Here is a 16258-nt window from a genome sequence, read left to right on the forward strand (position 1 = left end):
CATCGAATAGGCTTCGATCAGAAGTTTTTTTTATTTCCCCACATAAAAGGTAACCTCAGTGCCTTTTTCCACATTTTGATTCGCCGGAGGATCTTGTCTCATGACTTTACCTGCAGATGCTTCATTGGCCTCCAGGAAAAATTGATAACGCAAATTGTTTGCGAGAAGAAGTGCTTCCGCTTCTTTTAATGGCATATCCTTTAAATTCGGAACGACTACGATATCCCCTTCGTTGACCGGCTTTGGAGTAACAGGTGCAGGCGTCGGAGTGGTCGGTTGTGGAGTCGGATTCGGAACAGCTGGTTTTTCGACAACCGCTGGCTGATTCGATGGCTGATCGGGTTTTCTAAGCAAATGTACAGTTAACATTTCTGCAATCAGTAGAACAAGAATGATAAGGCCTGCAAGAATCCACTTCTTTTTAGTTCCACTACGTCGTACAGCAGTCTCCAGTTCCTCAGGATCGGATTGTGGCTGGTGTTGAACGGGTCTGGCTTGCTGTTGAGCGGGTTTTGCCTGGTATGGAGCCGATTTAGGTGGACTAATGATAGTATCCTGAAACGAACGGCTTTGAAACTGCTCATGAGGCGATTGAACCGCGGCCATTTTTTTCGTCAGATCAGGATCGGGTGGGATAGGCGGGATCAGCTTTTTTTCGGAAAGAGTCCGTTCCATATCCAGATGTTCCGGATACGTTAGCAGCATTTGATCTAGGCCTTTCAGCAGCACCGTCAAGCTCTTGCGATCGAGAACGGCTGCACGAATCCATTTGATTATGACCTCTTTTTCGTCCACAGGCATTTTGCCTAAAGCATCTACGAGCAGCAGCCCCATAGCCTCCACATTAGCGGGAATAATAGAAGTTTTTGCGATCAACTGATACAGCAAACGCCCCAATCCTCCGGCTTCACTCCAGAGCGGTTCTTCATTGTTCCAATAGTTAATAATGATCGGCTGATTGGCACCTTGAATCCAAATGTTGTTGGCATGAACCGAAAAGCCAGAGATGCCATCCTTGACCGCATCCTGTATGCTTTGCCCAAGACTGCGAATGAGGTTCAGTATTTCATATACACTTAAGGAATGTGATTCAAGCTCCTCCTCCAAAAAAAAGCCGAGCTCAGGCTTCAGTACAATCATAATCGAATGTGAATCGAGTTCAATATCCCAGACATGCATAAAACGGTCTTCCGGCAGCTGTGAGCCATCCTTGATCGATTGAATCACATCCAGACGGGGACCTTCGCTCTCATTAAATTCCGAAATATAGAGCATCACATCTCGATGCAGAATGGAATCACGGCCTTTATATAAATTCCCTGAGGATTGTTTTTGTAGCTGCTGTTCTTTGTTATAACGTTTATAGGTATGGGTATCCATCATAGCGCCTCCTGCTATTCACAATATTCGTAAGCAATCTCTATTTTGTGAATGATTTTGTTCCTTGAGGGTTAATAGTAGTAATAATAGTATAACATGCTTGCTGATTACAAACAGGAGGGGATTAAAAATGGCATTTTGGTCAATAAATACGTTTAGTCTGGAAAGTGAGCTTGGACCCTTAACCATGACAGAATGGGACGAAGCTGGCAAGCAGCTTAGGACAAAGGTTGAGCCACAGCCAGAAGTCTTGTCACTGCTGAATCTGCCAGCCACATTGAAAGAAAAAGGATATACCGCTGCTGAGGTTAGCTATTCGCAATTTCCGCAAACGGATACGCTGTATGTTGAACAGTTAAGAACCGCGTTTCAGCAGGCAGGTGTAGATTTTGCTTCATTGCTGCTCGACTATGCCGATCTGTCGTCGGTCGATCCTGTCCGCCGCGCGGCTGATCTCGAATGGTGCCGGACTTGGCTGGACATTGCAGCCAAAGCAGGGGCCCACCGGGTTCGTATTGCGGCCGGTGAATCATCTGCCGATGATGAAGCAGCGCTTAAACGCTCTGCCGAAGGCTTTGTGGAGCTGTCCAACTATGCGGCAGGGCTGGGAATCCGGATCATGACCGAAAATTTGGATGAGCTGCTGTCGACCTCTGAGAACTGCCGTTATTTCCTCGATTTGTGTGATGCCAAGGTTGGGTTTACGGCGGACTTCGGCAACTTCGAACAGGACAAATATCGGCAGCTTGCTGACGTATTGCCACTTGCCGAGACTGTACACGTCAAAGCGGCCCTTCATGATAACGGTACGATCGATACGGCAGATTTTCGCCGCTGCATGAAGCTGCTGGTAGATGCGGGATTCCGTGGTCCACTGTCACTTACTTATCTGGGCGATGGCGAGCCCTGGGAGCATCTGGATCAGATGCGTACACTTGCAGAAGAAGTTATCCATCCTCCTGTTCAAGCATGAGCTTAATCTATCGTTCCTGACAAGCGACATCTCTGCTATAATAAGATCAGCTTATAGATATAAGCCTTATAGATAGGTGAGGTGGCAGAGATGATCAAGCTTGTAGCATTTGATGTGGATGGAACTTTGCGGGACCGGGATTATTTGCCCGAATCGACCCGTTTGGCGCTTCAGCGTTTACAAGAGCAAGGCATAATTCTTACCTTATGTACAGGTCGTAGTGAGTACGAAATGGCTTCGCTGCGCGAGGAGCTTGGTATCGATTGGGCTATTACCTGCAACGGCACACACATCGGTTATCGAGGAGAAACCGTCTTCGGCAGTGCCTTCGCCAAAGATACCGTACGCGAGTGGCTTGAGCAGGCTGATCGTTTGAACCAAACGCTTCTGTTGTATGGCTCAGAGAAAATGTTTACCAATCGTCAGGATGCTCCCTATTTTCTCCAGGCTCAGCAGGAGATCGGCTTCATGAACCCAATCCTGTTGGAATCTAATCAGAATGTGCCTGATATTTATCAATGCATTGTATTTTGTAACGAGCAGGATGAGTCCCTCTATGTGGGTGAAGAACGTAACACCTATTATATGCACCGCTGGCGTACCTGGGCACTCGACATTAATCCGGGTGGCATGAATAAAGCAATCGGCTTGCAAAGGCTGCTTGACCATCTGGGTATTTCCACGAATGAAGCTGCAGCTTTTGGCGATGGGCTTAACGATTGGGAAATGATTGAGGAAGTCGGCCTTGGTATCGTTATGGGTAATGCTGATGATACCTTGAAGCAAAAAACAAGCTTCGTCACTCGCTCACTGCGTGAAGACGGTATCGCTTACGCCGTGGACAAATGGATTTTGCAGCTAACTTAGACTCATGATTATTTGCAAATCTTCTGTTTGCTTACATATGCTTGCGGTACGTATTTGGGGCAACGCCCACATACTGCTTGAATAGGCGAGAGAAATAAAAGACGTCCATATAGCCCAATTGATGAGCGATTTCCTTGATGGACAGCTCAGAATTAATCAAAATATTTTTGGCTTCAGCAATTTTTAATCGATGAACATATTCATTAAACGGATAACCTGTATATTCAGATACGTTGCGGCGCAGTGTGGATACGGAGATGTGGTGCCGCTTCGCTATTTTGTCAGCATCAATCGGTTCGTTAAGAAAATTTGAAATATCGTCCATGATCGGAATCATTTTATGCATCCTGTTGCTCTCCGGTTGTTCGTTAGCGTTCAAGATGAACTCGTACAGCATCGATTCAAGCAGCAGGGATGCCCGATCAATACTTGCTGGAACACCGCTTTCCATCAATAAAAAGATACGTTCAATTTTATTGTATTGGGCGTCATCCGTACCTACTCGTAGTACCTTATCCCGCTTAATTCCCCAATGATCGATCCATTCCTGAATGCGAGTACCTTCAATTGTAAAATAAAACTCATCCCAATAGCCGTTACGATCAGGACCATAATGAAATTCGGCACCCGGGTAGAACCAGAACAAGCTTCCCTGCTCAACAGGCTGCCGGACTCCATCGTTCACCTGATAGCTTCCTTTACCCCCAGTAATATAAACAATCGCCCATTTACTGAAAGTGGCCTGCTGTCTAATCATCGTTCTTCCAGGAAGATGACCGACATTGGTTATTCTCAGAGATTGAACATACAGCTTACTTGAATCGACCTTGCAGTCAATGGTCCGAAGTGGCTGTGGACTGATCATATAATCCATGAATCGTGTCACTTTGTGCATTCACTCCATCTCGGCTCCATGGTATGGTTGTTAGGTATTCATCCTATTGTAACATACATTGGAGGCAGCTGACGCCATGTCTAAATTGAAAATTGCCGTTATTGGTGCCGGATCGATATCCGAGGCCCATTTGACCGCATATTCCGTACACCCGGAAGTCGAATTAATCGCAATCTGTGATTTGAATGAAACGAGAGCCCAGGAAAAGGCAGAACGTTATGGTGCGGGAACTACGTATACGAATTATATGGAGCTATTGCAAAATCCCGAAATTGAGGCAGTCAGCATCTGTACCTGGAATCACATGCACGCGAAGATTGCCATTGCGGCTCTGGAAGCGGGGAAACATGTGTTATGTGAAAAGCCGCTTTGCAAGACGGTAGAAGAAGCACTGAATGTGCAAAAGGCGGTTCATGATTCTGGTAAGGTACTTCAGGTCGGTTATGTCAGACGTTATGGCACGAATGTACAGACTTTGCGTAAATTTGTGGACGCGGGGCAATTGGGTGAAATCTATTATGCAAAAGCTTCCTGCTTGCGTCGACTTGGTAACCCTGGCGGCTGGTTCTCGGATAGTGAACGCTCCGGTGGTGGACCTCTGATCGATCTTGGGGTGCATGTAATCGATTTGTGTTGGTATCTGATGGGTAAGCCAAAGGTCAAGTCGGTTAGCGGCAATACATACCGCAAGCTTGGAAACCGTGCGCATATTGACAATTTATCCTATTATAAGGCAGCTGATTTCAATGCTGAGCATAATGATGTAGAGGATCTCGCGAATGCTCTGATCCGATTCGACAACGGGGCGTCGTTAATGGTGGATGTCAGCTTTACGCTGCATGCCCGCAAGGATGAACTCGCTGTTAAACTGTACGGAGATAAGGGTGGAGCAGAGATCGAGCCTGAGCTTCAGATCATATCCGAACAACAGAATACGATTATCAATATAACTCCACAGATCGATCATCCCAGCTTTCAATTCCAGCCCGGCTTTAATGCGGAGATTGCTCATTTTGTTGATTGCTGCCGCGGCCGCACGGAAACGTTATGTCCAGTAGAGGATGGCGTCGAGATGATTAAAATATTAACTGCAATCTATCAATCCGCAGCCGAAGGTAAGGAAATACAGTTTTAAAGTCATAGAAAAAAGATGAGGGAGGTTTCCGGAAATGAAGCTTACGAACAAAGTTGGAGTCATCGTCGATAGCTTTGGGATCGGTGTTCGTGAAGGATTAAAGAAAGCACGGGAGGTTGATGCGGATGGCGTGCAGATCTACGCGGTTTCCGGTGAGATGGATCCAGCTGGCTTATCAGCGCAGGCTCGACGTGAGCTCAAAAGCTATATCGATTCATTAGGTTTGGAAATCTCAGCGTTATGTGGAGATCTTGGAGGCCATGGCTTTCAGGATGCAGCAGCGAATCCTGTTAAGATCGAGCAATCAAAGCGAATTCTCGATCTGGCGCTTGAGCTTGGAACGAATATAGTGACTACTCATATCGGGATTGTGCCTGAGGATCCGAATGATCGGATTTATGTGGCCATGCAGTCCGCTTGCGAGGAGCTAAGCAGCTATGCACATGGGATGAATGCCTATTTTGCTATTGAGACAGGTCCTGAGCCTGCAGCCAGATTAAAGACTTTTCTGGATTCGCTCACACAAAATGGAGTTTCTGTCAATTTTGATCCGGCCAATATGGTGATGGTGACTGGTGATGATCCCGTTCAGGGAGTAGTGCTGCTGAAGGATTATATCGTGCATACGCATGTGAAGGACGGAATCAGGGTTCGGGAAATCGATCCGAAGGAAGTATACGGGTATTTGGGTTACAGCCAAATGACCCATGAGCATATCGCCCAATTGGCAGCGTCCGGCAAAGCCTTTGAGGAAGTTCCATTAGGTGAAGGACAAGTCAAGTTCGCGGAATATTTTCAAGCACTGCAGCAAATCGGATATACAGGTTATTTGACTATAGAGCGTGAAGTGGGCGACCAGCCCGAGGTGGATATTCGCAAAGCAGTCACTTTTATTCGTAATTATCAATAGACAGGAGGAACATATAAATGAAGATTGCATTAAGCGCATGGAGCTGCCATCAGAGCTTTTATGACAAATCGTGGACGAACGCGGATTTTATCGATTATGCTGCATCAACAGGTGCAGATGGTGTGGAGCTTCTTAGTATGTTCTGGAATTCGGATACAGATATTGAACCCGTGCAAGAGGCACTCAGACGCAATGGCTTGGAGTTGGCCTGCTTTGGGGCTAGCAATAATCTGGCGCAAATCGATGAGGAGAAGCGCAAGGAGCAGGTTCAGGATATATGCACTAGCGTCGATATGGCTGTATTGCTGGGAGCGAAGGTTGTACGTGTGTTCTCAGGTGATAAGTCGGGAGACATGACCTTCGAGCAAGCGAAGGATTGGATACTGGATGGTTTGAGAGAGGCTGCAACTTATGCTGGAACCAAGGGAATTACGTTATGCCTGGAAAATCATGGCCTGTTTGCCGGTAAGGTTGAACAGGTTGCCAAAATCATTGCTGAGGTCGGTTCCCCCTATTTGCGTCAAACCTTCGATACGGGGAACTTCCTTCTGGTAGATGAGCTGCCGAATGCAGCTATTGTCGAGCTGATTGATTTGGTATCGCATGTCCATTTGAAGGATTTCAAGAAAATCACGGATAATGAGCATAAGGGCAGAACCTATACTTCGCTTAGTGGAGACGTGTATGCCGGTCAGGTTCCCGGAGAAGGGGACGTTGATCTACCATTTGTATTATCCAGTTTGAAACGTGCTGGTTATACGGGCTGGTTGTCTGTCGAGTATGAAGGGAACGAGGATCAGAAGCAGGCATCGGCACGCTCGATCAGCAATTTGGCTAAGCTGCTGGAACAATTGTAAAACCACTAAAGGACTTTTCATTAGGGATCTCACCGTTAAAGGGTGGGATCCTATTTCTCATGAGGTACAGCAATATGCGGATTGTCCCCGCACTTTGAAGATGGGATAAGGCCGATCGGTCCGTCTGTTATCCGAGATTTATAAGAAATCAGCTTAAACCAAGTTGCTGGAAGTTAAAGCAAGAAGTCATATTTTCTTTTACCGTGGAGTATTCTTCGAATTTCCACGAACTCATTATTAAACACATAGAATACAATATATGTTTCAACAATTAACATTCTGTATTTCAGGGATTGAAGTCTAATATCATTAGGAATAGAACCGCTATGGGGAAACAACTCTAAGACAGATATTGCTTCATCGAATTTGTTTGCCATTGAAATTGCAGCAGTTGGATTATCAAGCATTATATACTGAATGATATCGATGATATCTTGTTCAGCAATTGGCAAATACTCGATATTATATCTCTTTTCCACGTATTAGACTCCTTAGATTATTCATGACATCCGCATGACTTTTCCTATCAACTCCAGTATTACTTTGACCTTCAGCAACTGCCAATTTTTGGTACAATTCAATAAGAGCTTGCTGCTTTTCATATAATGCATGGCTCATAACTACAAGATCACTTTGACCATTTTTTGTTATAAATACAGGTTCACCATCATGATGGGCTATATCTGAAATTGCATTAAAGTTATTTCGTAAGTCAGAGATTGGACGAATAGTAGGCATATTTTCCACCTCGATTATCAATTTGTTAATACTTATTTTATCATAATAATGATATTTAATACAGGGTTATCTAGGAAGCATATTCAACAGACACACCTACCCTTTGGCTATAAGTCGGTGAGGCGTGGATAACACACAAACGTTCTGCGAACTTGTCTTCCTTGTGCTATAATGATGAGATTATAGTCTGTGGACCGATGCAGATTTTCATCCATTTTAAGGGGGACAAAGTTTTGCGCAAGCGTTTTGTGATTGAGGCTGTGATGATTGCCGTGTACGGAGAAATGCTCGTGCCGAGTCAGGCCGTGGAATACCTGGTTCCTTATACAACGATAAGTGAATTGTACGAAATGATAGAAAGCAAGGAACCTGTGATGCCTTTATCTATTGATGAGGCACATGTTCGCTCGAAAATTAGCGAGTTAATTGCGATGCTCGAGGAGCCTTTTAACAAGAAAAAGCTGGAGCGCGCCTTAGCCACACCTTGGGGAAAAAGTCCGCCTTTGCCATTCAACGACAATGTTTCGTTTACTGTGGTGAATGCCTACGATAATACAGAGTACGGTGAAGAGTTTGACCCTATTGAGACGGAACTGATATTGACCTCCATGCGCGAGAAAGCTCCCATTATGACGGACCAGCCGGATTTGGTAGACAGAATTATTGAAGCGCGGATACCGGTTCACATCTTTGATATGGATGATTTTGAATTTGCTGTTGAGGAAGATGCGAATCCAGTTTAGCCAAAAACAGCATACCCATCCATAAGATGAGTTGAAAAATAGACGTGCCCCAAACCATTATCGTGTTGAGAAGCGAGTTCAGATGGTAGAGGGAGTACGTCTTTTTGCTTTGTTGTCGTAAAGCTCTGTAAGACAGAATGAATGATGCAAATGTACATTCAGCTGGAAGTTGATATAATTACCATATACAAAGTTGTCCGATTTGAACTGTACAAGCAGATACATTAAATTCCAGTGCACGAAAAACTATAGGGAGGTTCGTTATGGACACTAACAGCTTTGAAGCTCTGGTAGTTGATAAGCAGGGGGGTGATTTCAAGATCGGTTTGCAGGAGATGAAGCTGGAGGATCTTTCACAGGGCGAGGTTGTGATCCGTGTGCACTATTCCAGCTTGAACTATAAGGATGGTCTGGCTTGTATCGCGAATGGGGGTATCGTTCGCAGCTATTTGCACATACCGGGTATCGATCTTGCAGGTACCGTCATTTCTTCGACGGATTCGCGATTTTCCACAGATCAGAAGGTGATCGTAACCGGATTTGGCCTCGGAGTATCCCATAGCGGTGGTTTCAGCAGCATTGCCCGCGTCCCAGCCGATTGGGTTGTGCCGCTTCCTCCTGCATTGGAGCTGGACGAAGCGATGATGATTGGCACAGCCGGTCTGACAGCCGCGTTATCCATTGAACGTCTGGAGTATAATGGGCTGAATCCGCAGCGCGGAACCGTACTGGTTACCGGTGCCACAGGTGGTGTTGGCAGCTTTGCCGTTGCCCTGCTGGCCGCACGCGGCTATCAGGTGGCAGCTTCCACAGGCAAGGAAGCGGAACATGACTACCTGCGCAGCTTGGGTGCAAGTGAGATCATCAGTCGGGAAGCGCTCAATCCGGTGTCTCGCAAACCGCTTGAGAAGCAGGCATGGGCTGCTGCTGTTGATCCCGTAGGTGGCAGCTCGCTTGCCTATATTCTCGCATCCTTGCAGTATGGCGGCTCAGTGGCTGTCAGCGGGCTGACAGGAGGTGGCGATCTTCCGACTACGGTGCATCCTTTTATTTTGCGGGGTGCGAATTTGCTCGGAATTGATTCCGTTCACTACCCCATTGAACGAAGGTACCCCTTATGGGAACAAATTGCCGTAGATTTAAAATCAAGCGGAAAGCTGAATCAGATTGGCAGCAGCAGGATACGTTTGATAGAAGTTCCAGAGTATGCGGAGAAAATTTTGGATGGCCGAATACGCGGCAGAATTGTCATCGAGATCTAACTAACAAAAGTGAGTTGAATGCAATGAAGGCAAGAATTTTTTATATAAGCTCAATTCTGATCGTAATCCTGTTGGGTATGGGCTCCCGACAATTTCCCGAGGCATTGCCTGTATTTATTGTGGAGCATGCCGGAGATGTATGCTGGGCAAGTATGATTTATTTTGGATTTCGCTTTATTTTTATAGACAAGCCCTTGATCGTTGCTGTTATCATTAGTTTAATCTTTTGTTATGCCGTTGAATTTAGCCAGCTGTATCAGGCTGACTGGATTAATGAGATCAGACATACCTTTATTGGCGCTTTAATATTGGGACAAGGTTTTCTTAAGCTGGATTTAGTGCGGTACACGGTGGGTGTTCTGTTAGCCGTGTGGATTGATTATTATGGATTTAGACGGATGATGAGAAGTTAAAATAAATATGAAGATGATCAGGTAATAAAATTGTACACATAAGGAGATAAAAATATGGAAAAAAACAAATTACTAAGAATGGACAATGTTGGCATCGTTGTAGAATCCCTTGATGACGCAATCTCTTTCTTCGAGGAGATTGGCTTGAAGCTCGAAGGGCGAGCTACTGTCGAAGGTGAATGGGCTGGTCGCGTAACCGGGCTGGGTTCACAGTGTGTAGAGATTGCTATGATGGTTACCCCAGATGGCCACAGCCGACTTGAACTTTCGCGATTTCTCACCCCACCTACTATATCAGATCACCGACATGCTCCTGTAAATGCCCTCGGTTATCTACGTGTCATGTTCACCGTTGAAGACATTGACGAAATGGTATCCAGACTCACTAAGTATGGTGCTCAGCTCGTTGGCGAAGTGGTTCAGTACGGGGACTCGTATCGGCTCTGCTACATTCGTGGAATTGAAGGACTTCTAATCGGTTTGGCAGAACAACTCGGTAATAAATAAGTGACGTTTAAAAGAAGACTTAACTGAAATATACATTACCAGAGTAACAATAGAAACAGAAAAGCAGTGTGAAAGTATCTCGAAGAAATCGGGTGCATCATATAAACACTGCATTCACGCTCCCGGTCTGGGCGACCCTCGCTCCCGGAAACAAGGCTGCCGGGACACATCCGCAACGACTAACCGCATCGCGGCCGACAGCAAGCTGCCTTAACTCGGTGGGACTTCATGATGCATGAACTTTAACGGAAATCAATGCAAAACCAAATTAAAGGGACTCAACGGGTACGATAGCTCAATAAGCCGCCTCTTCAACGAGGCGGTTTTCTTATCGTAAAAATCAACATCAGGATTTATGGACTTTTTTAATGATGACATCTATGATGTCACCAATCGAATGGTATGCTGGATGTGCAGGAATGGAAACCGATTGCGAGCGCTCGACCACATAGCGGGTATTTTCACTGTACTTCTCACGGTAATGATGTTGAAGGAGGAGCAGCTTCTGAGAAGAGTAGATAGATTGATGGCGATTCTGATCGCGCTGCAGCAGCGAAACGAAACGGCGCAATCGTTAGCAGACAAGTTTGAAATCTCGAAAAGAACCATCTTACGAGATATGCAGGCATTATCCGAGATGGGAATTCCGCTGTATGCGGTGGCAGGGCCCAAGGGCGGATTTCGTCTGATGGAAGGCTTCCAGCTGCCTCCTCTGCAACTGGATACGCAGGAAGCGTTAACTGTGCTTTTTGCATTAAAGGCAATGATCCGAATGGCGGATACACCCTTTAATCAAGCGCGGTTTACTATCATGGACAAAATTCGGGCCTTGATTCCCGAGACTACCCTTAAGCAGATTGAACCGATTCTGGAGAAGCTGGAAATGGAAGTGCCTGCACGCAGCTTTAAAACTCCACACTTGACGTCACTGCTGGCTTTGATGTCGGAATCCAGATGGCTTGAAGTTTTTTATCGTTCTTCGAACCACCAACGTTGGCTCCAATTATTACCCAAACGAGTGTATGCGAGCAATGGATTCTGGTACTGTGAGGCGTATTCCTTAACTCATCAGGAGGAACGTTTATTTCGGGTTGATCGGTTTGAGAGGATAAAAGAAATGGACCCTCCAAAACAACTCCATCATGATCCAGGGCCTGTCACAGCGCGTCATGCACCTCCTGCAGACAATAATCCGATAAGAATAGTCGCCCGGCTTACTTACAAAGGGATGCTGGTCGTAGAACAGGATGCCCACATTGGTGAGATGGTCCGATGGATCAGCGATGACGTATGGGAAATTGACTTTGCATGTCCGGCATCCGAATGGGAATGGGCGATACGGTTCTTTTTTTCGATAGGCTTGCATGCAGAGGTTATGGAGCCAGAGATTTTGCGTCAGGAGATTGGACAGCTGGCTAAACAGCTGTATCAGCAATATGAAATCGATACAACTTGAGGCTGTGTATGATATTTTTCGTAAAAAGGAGCTGTCAGCTATGCGTGTACCCTTGGATTTATTAGTTCAAGCTAAATTATTTATATATCAATATGGACGATTATTGGATCGGCGGCGGTTCGAATATTTTTTTGAAAATGGTCCAAAAGAAGCTGTATTAGCCGCACTGGCTGCTTATCAGAACCCGGATGGAGGATTTGGGCAAGGGCTTGAGCCGGATATACGCAGCCCACACAGTCAGCCTGTCCCGACCGAATCAGCATTGATCCTCATGGACGAGATCGAATGCTTTGACCCTTCCATACTGAAAGGGGTGATTCGCTTTTTACAAGCGAATAGCATACCGACAGGGGGCTTTCCGTTGGCTTTCTGCCATATTAACGACTATCCTCACGCACCTTGGTGGAACACGGATCAGGACAATGAGGCTCATATGAACCCGACAGGTCGTATCATCGGCCTGCTCTACAAGCAATCAGTATTAACTGATATTTATGAAGAGAAATGGTTTCAGAACGCGGTGGATTTTATTTGGAAGGAGATGGATAAGGGCTTGCCTTCCGATTATCATGACGGCGTGCAGTGGATCTCGTTTCTGGAGCACACACCAGAGCGTGAACGGGCGGCAGCTCATTTAACGTCTATACAAAAGTGGCTGGCTGGGCCGGACATTATTGAACGGGATACCAAAGCGGAGGGATACGTGCACAAAGTGCTGGATTGGGTGCCATCCCCGAGCAGTTATGCCGCACAAGTAGTCTCCTCTTCTGACATAGAACGGCATCTCTCTTATTTGGTTAGCCAGCAGCAGCCAGACGGCGGATGGCCGATAAGCTGGCCCGCTGTCAGCGCGGCAGGTGAATGCGAATGGAGAGGGCATCTTACCGTAGAGCGTCTGCGAACGCTGAGATCTTTTGGCTGGTTGTAACGTAAACAAGAATATCGGGATCTCCCGATAGTCTTGTTTCACGATGCATGAGCAGCACAGCCTGCCACGATACCCGCAACTTTCAAGTATCGCACAGCACATGCTTATTTATTTGCCAAAACCAAAGTATTGGTTGGCATTGTTATAGCAAATATTTTCAATCATACTCGACAGCAGCTCGATATCATTCGGAGCTTCGCCATCTTCCACCCATTTTCCAATCATATCGCACAGAATTCTTCTGAAGTATTCATGTCTCGTATAAGACAGGAAGCTTCTTGAATCTGTCAGCATCCCTACAAAACGGCTCAACAGGCCAAGATTGGCCAATGCCTGCATTTGCTCCAGCATACCATCCTTCGTATCAAGGAACCACCAGGCTGCACCCAGTTGAACTTTCCCCGGAATACCTCCGCCTTGGAAGCTTCCAATAATGGACCCTAATACATAATGATCTTTAGGATTCAAGGAATACAAAATCGTTCTTGGCAGGGCATCGTCGCTATCCAATGCATCAAGCAGGCGAACAATCGGTTGTGCCGTTGAGCTGTCGTTGATCGAGTCGAAGCCTGTGTCTGGACCCAATTTATTGAACATCCGCACATTATTATTACGATGTGCATTAATATGGAACTGCATGGCCCATCCAAGCTCAGAGTAAAGCTTACCCAAAAATACGAGTGTATATGTTTTGTATTGTTTTTCTTCTTCAAGACTTACGGAAGCACCTTGAAGCGCTTTGGCAAATATGGCTGCTGCCTGTTCCTTGGTCGTATCGGCATAAGCAACATAGTCCAAGGCATGGTCGGAAACGCGTCCGCCGATGGAGTCAAAGAAACGAACCCGGGATTCGAGAGCGGTCAAGAGCTGATCGTAATCACTAATCGGTTGTCCGGCAACTTCAGCCAGCTTCTGTACCCAAGGAACGAAGGTAGGACGGTTAATTTCCAGACCTTTATCCGGACGGAAGGAAGGGAGGACAGCAACGTCAAAATCGTTTAATTCCTTGATTTTAATATGATATTCCAAGGAGTCGGTCGGATCATCAGTGGTGCAGATTACTCTGACATCAGACTTTTTGATCAGATCTCTGGCTCCAAAGCCTTCTCCGTTCAATTGAGCGTTCACCGTTTCCCAGATTGCAGGCGCATTCTTTTCATTGATCAGATCGTAGACGCCGAAGAAACGCTGAAGCTCCAGGTGTGACCAATGATACAGCGGGTTACCGATCGTCATCGGAACCGTCTTGGCCCATTCCAGAAAACGGTCGTAATCGCTCGTGCCTTCGCCGCCCGTTACCAGGTTTTCCGTAGCACCATTCGCGCGCATAGCTTTCCACTTGTAATGATCGCCATATAACCAAGCTTCAGTTAAGTTCTTGAATGTTTTGTTCTCATAAATTTCTTGTGGGCTTAAGTGACAATGGTAATCGATAATCGGCTGTTTTTTTGCATAATCGTGATACAAGCGAACGGCCGTTTCATTCGTTAGCAAAAAGTTTTCATCTAAAAATTTCTTCATGAGCCTGTACACCGCCTTATTCAGATAGGATTGATTATTTACCTAAGAGCTCCAAATGCTTGCCGATATGGGAAATCAACGACTGTTCAAAAGCATCCTCTTGCTCATTCAACGTGCTGAAGAACTCGTCCTTGAACAAGGAATTACCTTGTGCATCCTTCGCTTGCAGCAAAATTCCGTACGTAATGTGAATCACTTGACGCGCATTGTTCTCGTTCATATACACATCGGCCAAATCTGCATCGGCAACTTGGTTGAGTGGAACAATTTTGCTTAGATCGGTCGTAACATGGTAGTAAACAGTTGCTTCTTCAAAATGATCCAAAGCGTATTGGTGCATCTTACGGTACAGGTCCGGCTTCACTTTGGCTACAGTTCTGACAGCTTCGAGCCAGTTCGTTCCGGCCGTCTTGATATGGAAGCGTCCTTTGGTGTGCTTGCCGATCAATGGGAATACGCTGAACTTGTCGCTGCCGGAGTGAATACTCAGCTTGTAGCCAAAGTCATCAGCAATTCCCGCATGGATAATCAGTTCTTCTTCAAATTTTGCGATATCACCGATGTAGTCGATTCCCTTTTGGAATTCGCCGATAAAGCGCGGTGCCATGCTGTAAATCGTTAAGCCGCGGGCATACAGTTCCTTGGCCACCAAAAAGTGGGATTCCGGATCTGTAGGTGTCGCAGTCTCATCAATGGAAATTTCAAAGTCGATCTCACGACCGGCATTTTTAATATAGGTGTTGTAAATATGCTCCATAAAATCAACGGCAGGACCATAGATCAATACGTTCTTGATCAAGGTTGCTTTGTCAAAAGTTACAGAAGAGCCGGCTACTTGAAAGCTTTCATTCAGGTAACGGTTTTCATAGTGATTGCGCGTTGCTTCTGGAAGCTGGGCATACTTGTCCGCCTGTTCATCAGCAGACAAGCCTTCAATAGAATTATCGATGTATTCGGAGCAATCCAGTGTCAGCATCGTAAAGCCAAGGCCGAGTGCCAGTTCAATATCTGCTTCAACTTTCAAGTGATCGCCGTCAGCACCAAAGCCGTCTTTATAGCCTTCCTGGAATACAGCGAAGCATGCCGCATCGACCACTTGCTTGTAATCACGACCGGTGAGATTCAACTCACGGATGCTTTGTTGAGCCAGAATCGGACGGATATCATGGCCTTTAACGGTTTTGATATGTCCTGGGGAAGCAATACCAAGACGGTCGCCCAGACCAATCGTTGCAACCTGTGTACCAAATGCACGAGGTACGGTATAGTCAAAAAATTTGTTAATTACGAGACGGTTCTCATGGGTTAACGGACTGATTTTGGCGCCGCCTTCAATTTCGCCTTGCAGCTCATCGAATAGGGAACCAGAACCAATGGAAACCAAATATTTGGTCGCTTCATGTTTAACTAAAACGATTTTAACGTCACCGGATTCAGCAAATGAATGCGGATACACTTTAAAGCTGGCAGGGATTTCGATGCCGTCTACACTGCCTTTTTGCAGAGCTTCGACAATGGGTTGATATGTGCTCATGAAATAGAGCCTCCTTCAATAATTGAGTAACTCGATCATAACGCAAAATCAGTTTATAATCTTTACCTATTTTGTCTGTTTTATCTGCATGTATGCATATCTTGCTATGATCAAACCGTTCTTTCTGTTACAATAGAGG

The 16258-nt window shown here is 45.9% G+C and carries 17 protein-coding genes; 11 read left to right on the top strand and 6 right to left on the bottom strand.

The genetic code is table 11. The features are described 5' to 3' along the window. Positions 1-30 precede the first annotated feature (30 nt). Positions 31-1380 carry a PASTA domain-containing protein gene (locus tag NST47_RS17595; protein ID WP_341156252.1) on the bottom strand — a complete coding sequence of 450 codons (1350 nt, stop codon included), beginning with the start codon at positions 1378-1380 and terminating at the stop codon, positions 31-33. Positions 1381-1510: 130 nt separating this feature from the next. Between NST47_RS17595 and NST47_RS17600 the strand changes: the two genes are divergently transcribed. Continuing rightward, complete coding sequence (locus NST47_RS17600) at positions 1511-2353, top strand: sugar phosphate isomerase/epimerase family protein (RefSeq protein ID WP_341156253.1); 843 nt, start codon at positions 1511-1513, stop codon at positions 2351-2353. A gap of 90 nt (positions 2354-2443) precedes the next feature. Then, complete coding sequence (locus tag NST47_RS17605; protein WP_341156254.1) at positions 2444-3220, top strand: HAD family hydrolase; 777 nt, start codon at positions 2444-2446, stop codon at positions 3218-3220. 31 nt (positions 3221-3251) lie between these two features. Here NST47_RS17605 and NST47_RS17610 read toward each other — a convergent pair whose 3' ends face one another. Further along, on the bottom strand, positions 3252-4094 hold the full coding sequence (locus NST47_RS17610; protein ID WP_341156255.1) for an AraC family transcriptional regulator: 843 nt from the start codon (positions 4092-4094) through the stop codon (positions 3252-3254). 97 nt (positions 4095-4191) lie between these two features. Here NST47_RS17610 and NST47_RS17615 point away from each other — a divergent pair, with 97 nt between their 5' ends. Genes NST47_RS17615 through NST47_RS17625 form a run of 3 tightly spaced genes read left to right on the top strand, consistent with a single transcriptional unit; the run spans position 4192 to position 7017 of the window. Further along, the gene (locus NST47_RS17615) at positions 4192-5250 is read left to right on the top strand and encodes a Gfo/Idh/MocA family protein (protein WP_341156256.1); all 1059 of its coding nucleotides are present in this window, start codon (positions 4192-4194) and stop codon (positions 5248-5250) included. A gap of 34 nt (positions 5251-5284) precedes the next feature. After that, complete coding sequence (locus tag NST47_RS17620) at positions 5285-6160, top strand: sugar phosphate isomerase/epimerase family protein (RefSeq protein WP_341156257.1); 876 nt, start codon at positions 5285-5287, stop codon at positions 6158-6160. Between the two features lie 17 nt (positions 6161-6177). Beyond that, positions 6178-7017 (top strand): sugar phosphate isomerase/epimerase family protein, encoded by an 840-nt coding sequence (locus tag NST47_RS17625; protein WP_341156258.1) that lies wholly within the window; start codon positions 6178-6180, stop codon positions 7015-7017. Between the two features lie 173 nt (positions 7018-7190). Here the strand turns inward: NST47_RS17625 and NST47_RS17630 are convergent, their stop codons facing one another. Together NST47_RS17630 and NST47_RS17635 are read right to left on the bottom strand one after the other, a co-directional pair. Next, complete coding sequence (locus NST47_RS17630) at positions 7191-7496, bottom strand: type II toxin-antitoxin system RelE/ParE family toxin (RefSeq protein WP_076232997.1); 306 nt, start codon at positions 7494-7496, stop codon at positions 7191-7193. Beyond that, the gene (locus tag NST47_RS17635; protein WP_341156259.1) at positions 7480-7755 is read right to left on the bottom strand and encodes a type II toxin-antitoxin system Phd/YefM family antitoxin; all 276 of its coding nucleotides are present in this window, start codon (positions 7753-7755) and stop codon (positions 7480-7482) included. Before NST47_RS17635 ends, NST47_RS17630 begins: the two co-directional genes overlap by 17 nt. A 233-nt stretch (positions 7756-7988) precedes the next feature. On the opposite strand from NST47_RS17635, the gene NST47_RS17640 reads away from it, so the two are divergent. From NST47_RS17640 to NST47_RS17665, 6 genes are all read left to right on the top strand, one after another. Further along, positions 7989-8498 carry an ADP-heptose synthase gene (locus NST47_RS17640; protein ID WP_341156260.1) on the top strand — a complete coding sequence of 170 codons (510 nt, stop codon included), beginning with the start codon at positions 7989-7991 and terminating at the stop codon, positions 8496-8498. Positions 8499-8761: 263 nt separating this feature from the next. Then, a complete protein-coding gene (locus NST47_RS17645; protein ID WP_341156261.1) occupies positions 8762-9760 on the top strand; it encodes an acrylyl-CoA reductase family protein in 999 nt (332 codons plus the stop codon). Between the two features lie 23 nt (positions 9761-9783). Continuing rightward, complete coding sequence (locus NST47_RS17650) at positions 9784-10173, top strand: ribosomal maturation YjgA family protein (RefSeq protein ID WP_341156262.1); 390 nt, start codon at positions 9784-9786, stop codon at positions 10171-10173. A 54-nt stretch (positions 10174-10227) separates the two neighbouring features. After that, a complete protein-coding gene (locus tag NST47_RS17655) occupies positions 10228-10680 on the top strand; it encodes a VOC family protein (protein ID WP_341156263.1) in 453 nt (150 codons plus the stop codon). Between the two features lie 355 nt (positions 10681-11035). Continuing rightward, positions 11036-12136, top strand: coding sequence for a helix-turn-helix transcriptional regulator (locus NST47_RS17660; protein ID WP_341156264.1), 1101 nt, complete (start codon positions 11036-11038; stop codon positions 12134-12136). Further along, the gene (locus tag NST47_RS17665; RefSeq protein WP_341156265.1) at positions 12117-13064 is read left to right on the top strand and encodes a hypothetical protein; all 948 of its coding nucleotides are present in this window, start codon (positions 12117-12119) and stop codon (positions 13062-13064) included. Before NST47_RS17660 ends, NST47_RS17665 begins: the two co-directional genes overlap by 20 nt. Before the next feature lie 108 nt (positions 13065-13172). Here NST47_RS17665 and uxaC read toward each other — a convergent pair whose 3' ends face one another. Both uxaC and NST47_RS17675 read right to left on the bottom strand, forming a co-directional pair. Further along, positions 13173-14585 carry a glucuronate isomerase gene (gene uxaC, locus NST47_RS17670; RefSeq protein ID WP_341156266.1) on the bottom strand — a complete coding sequence of 471 codons (1413 nt, stop codon included), beginning with the start codon at positions 14583-14585 and terminating at the stop codon, positions 13173-13175. Between the two features lie 34 nt (positions 14586-14619). Next, positions 14620-16119: a tagaturonate epimerase family protein gene (locus tag NST47_RS17675; protein ID WP_341156267.1), complete on the bottom strand. Its 1500-nt coding sequence runs from the start codon at positions 16117-16119 to the stop codon at positions 14620-14622. Between the last annotated feature and the right edge of the window lie 139 nt (positions 16120-16258).

The sequence above is a fragment of the Paenibacillus sp. FSL H8-0034 genome, from assembly GCF_038000305.1.
Classification (GTDB): domain Bacteria; phylum Bacillota; class Bacilli; order Paenibacillales; family NBRC-103111; genus Paenibacillus_S.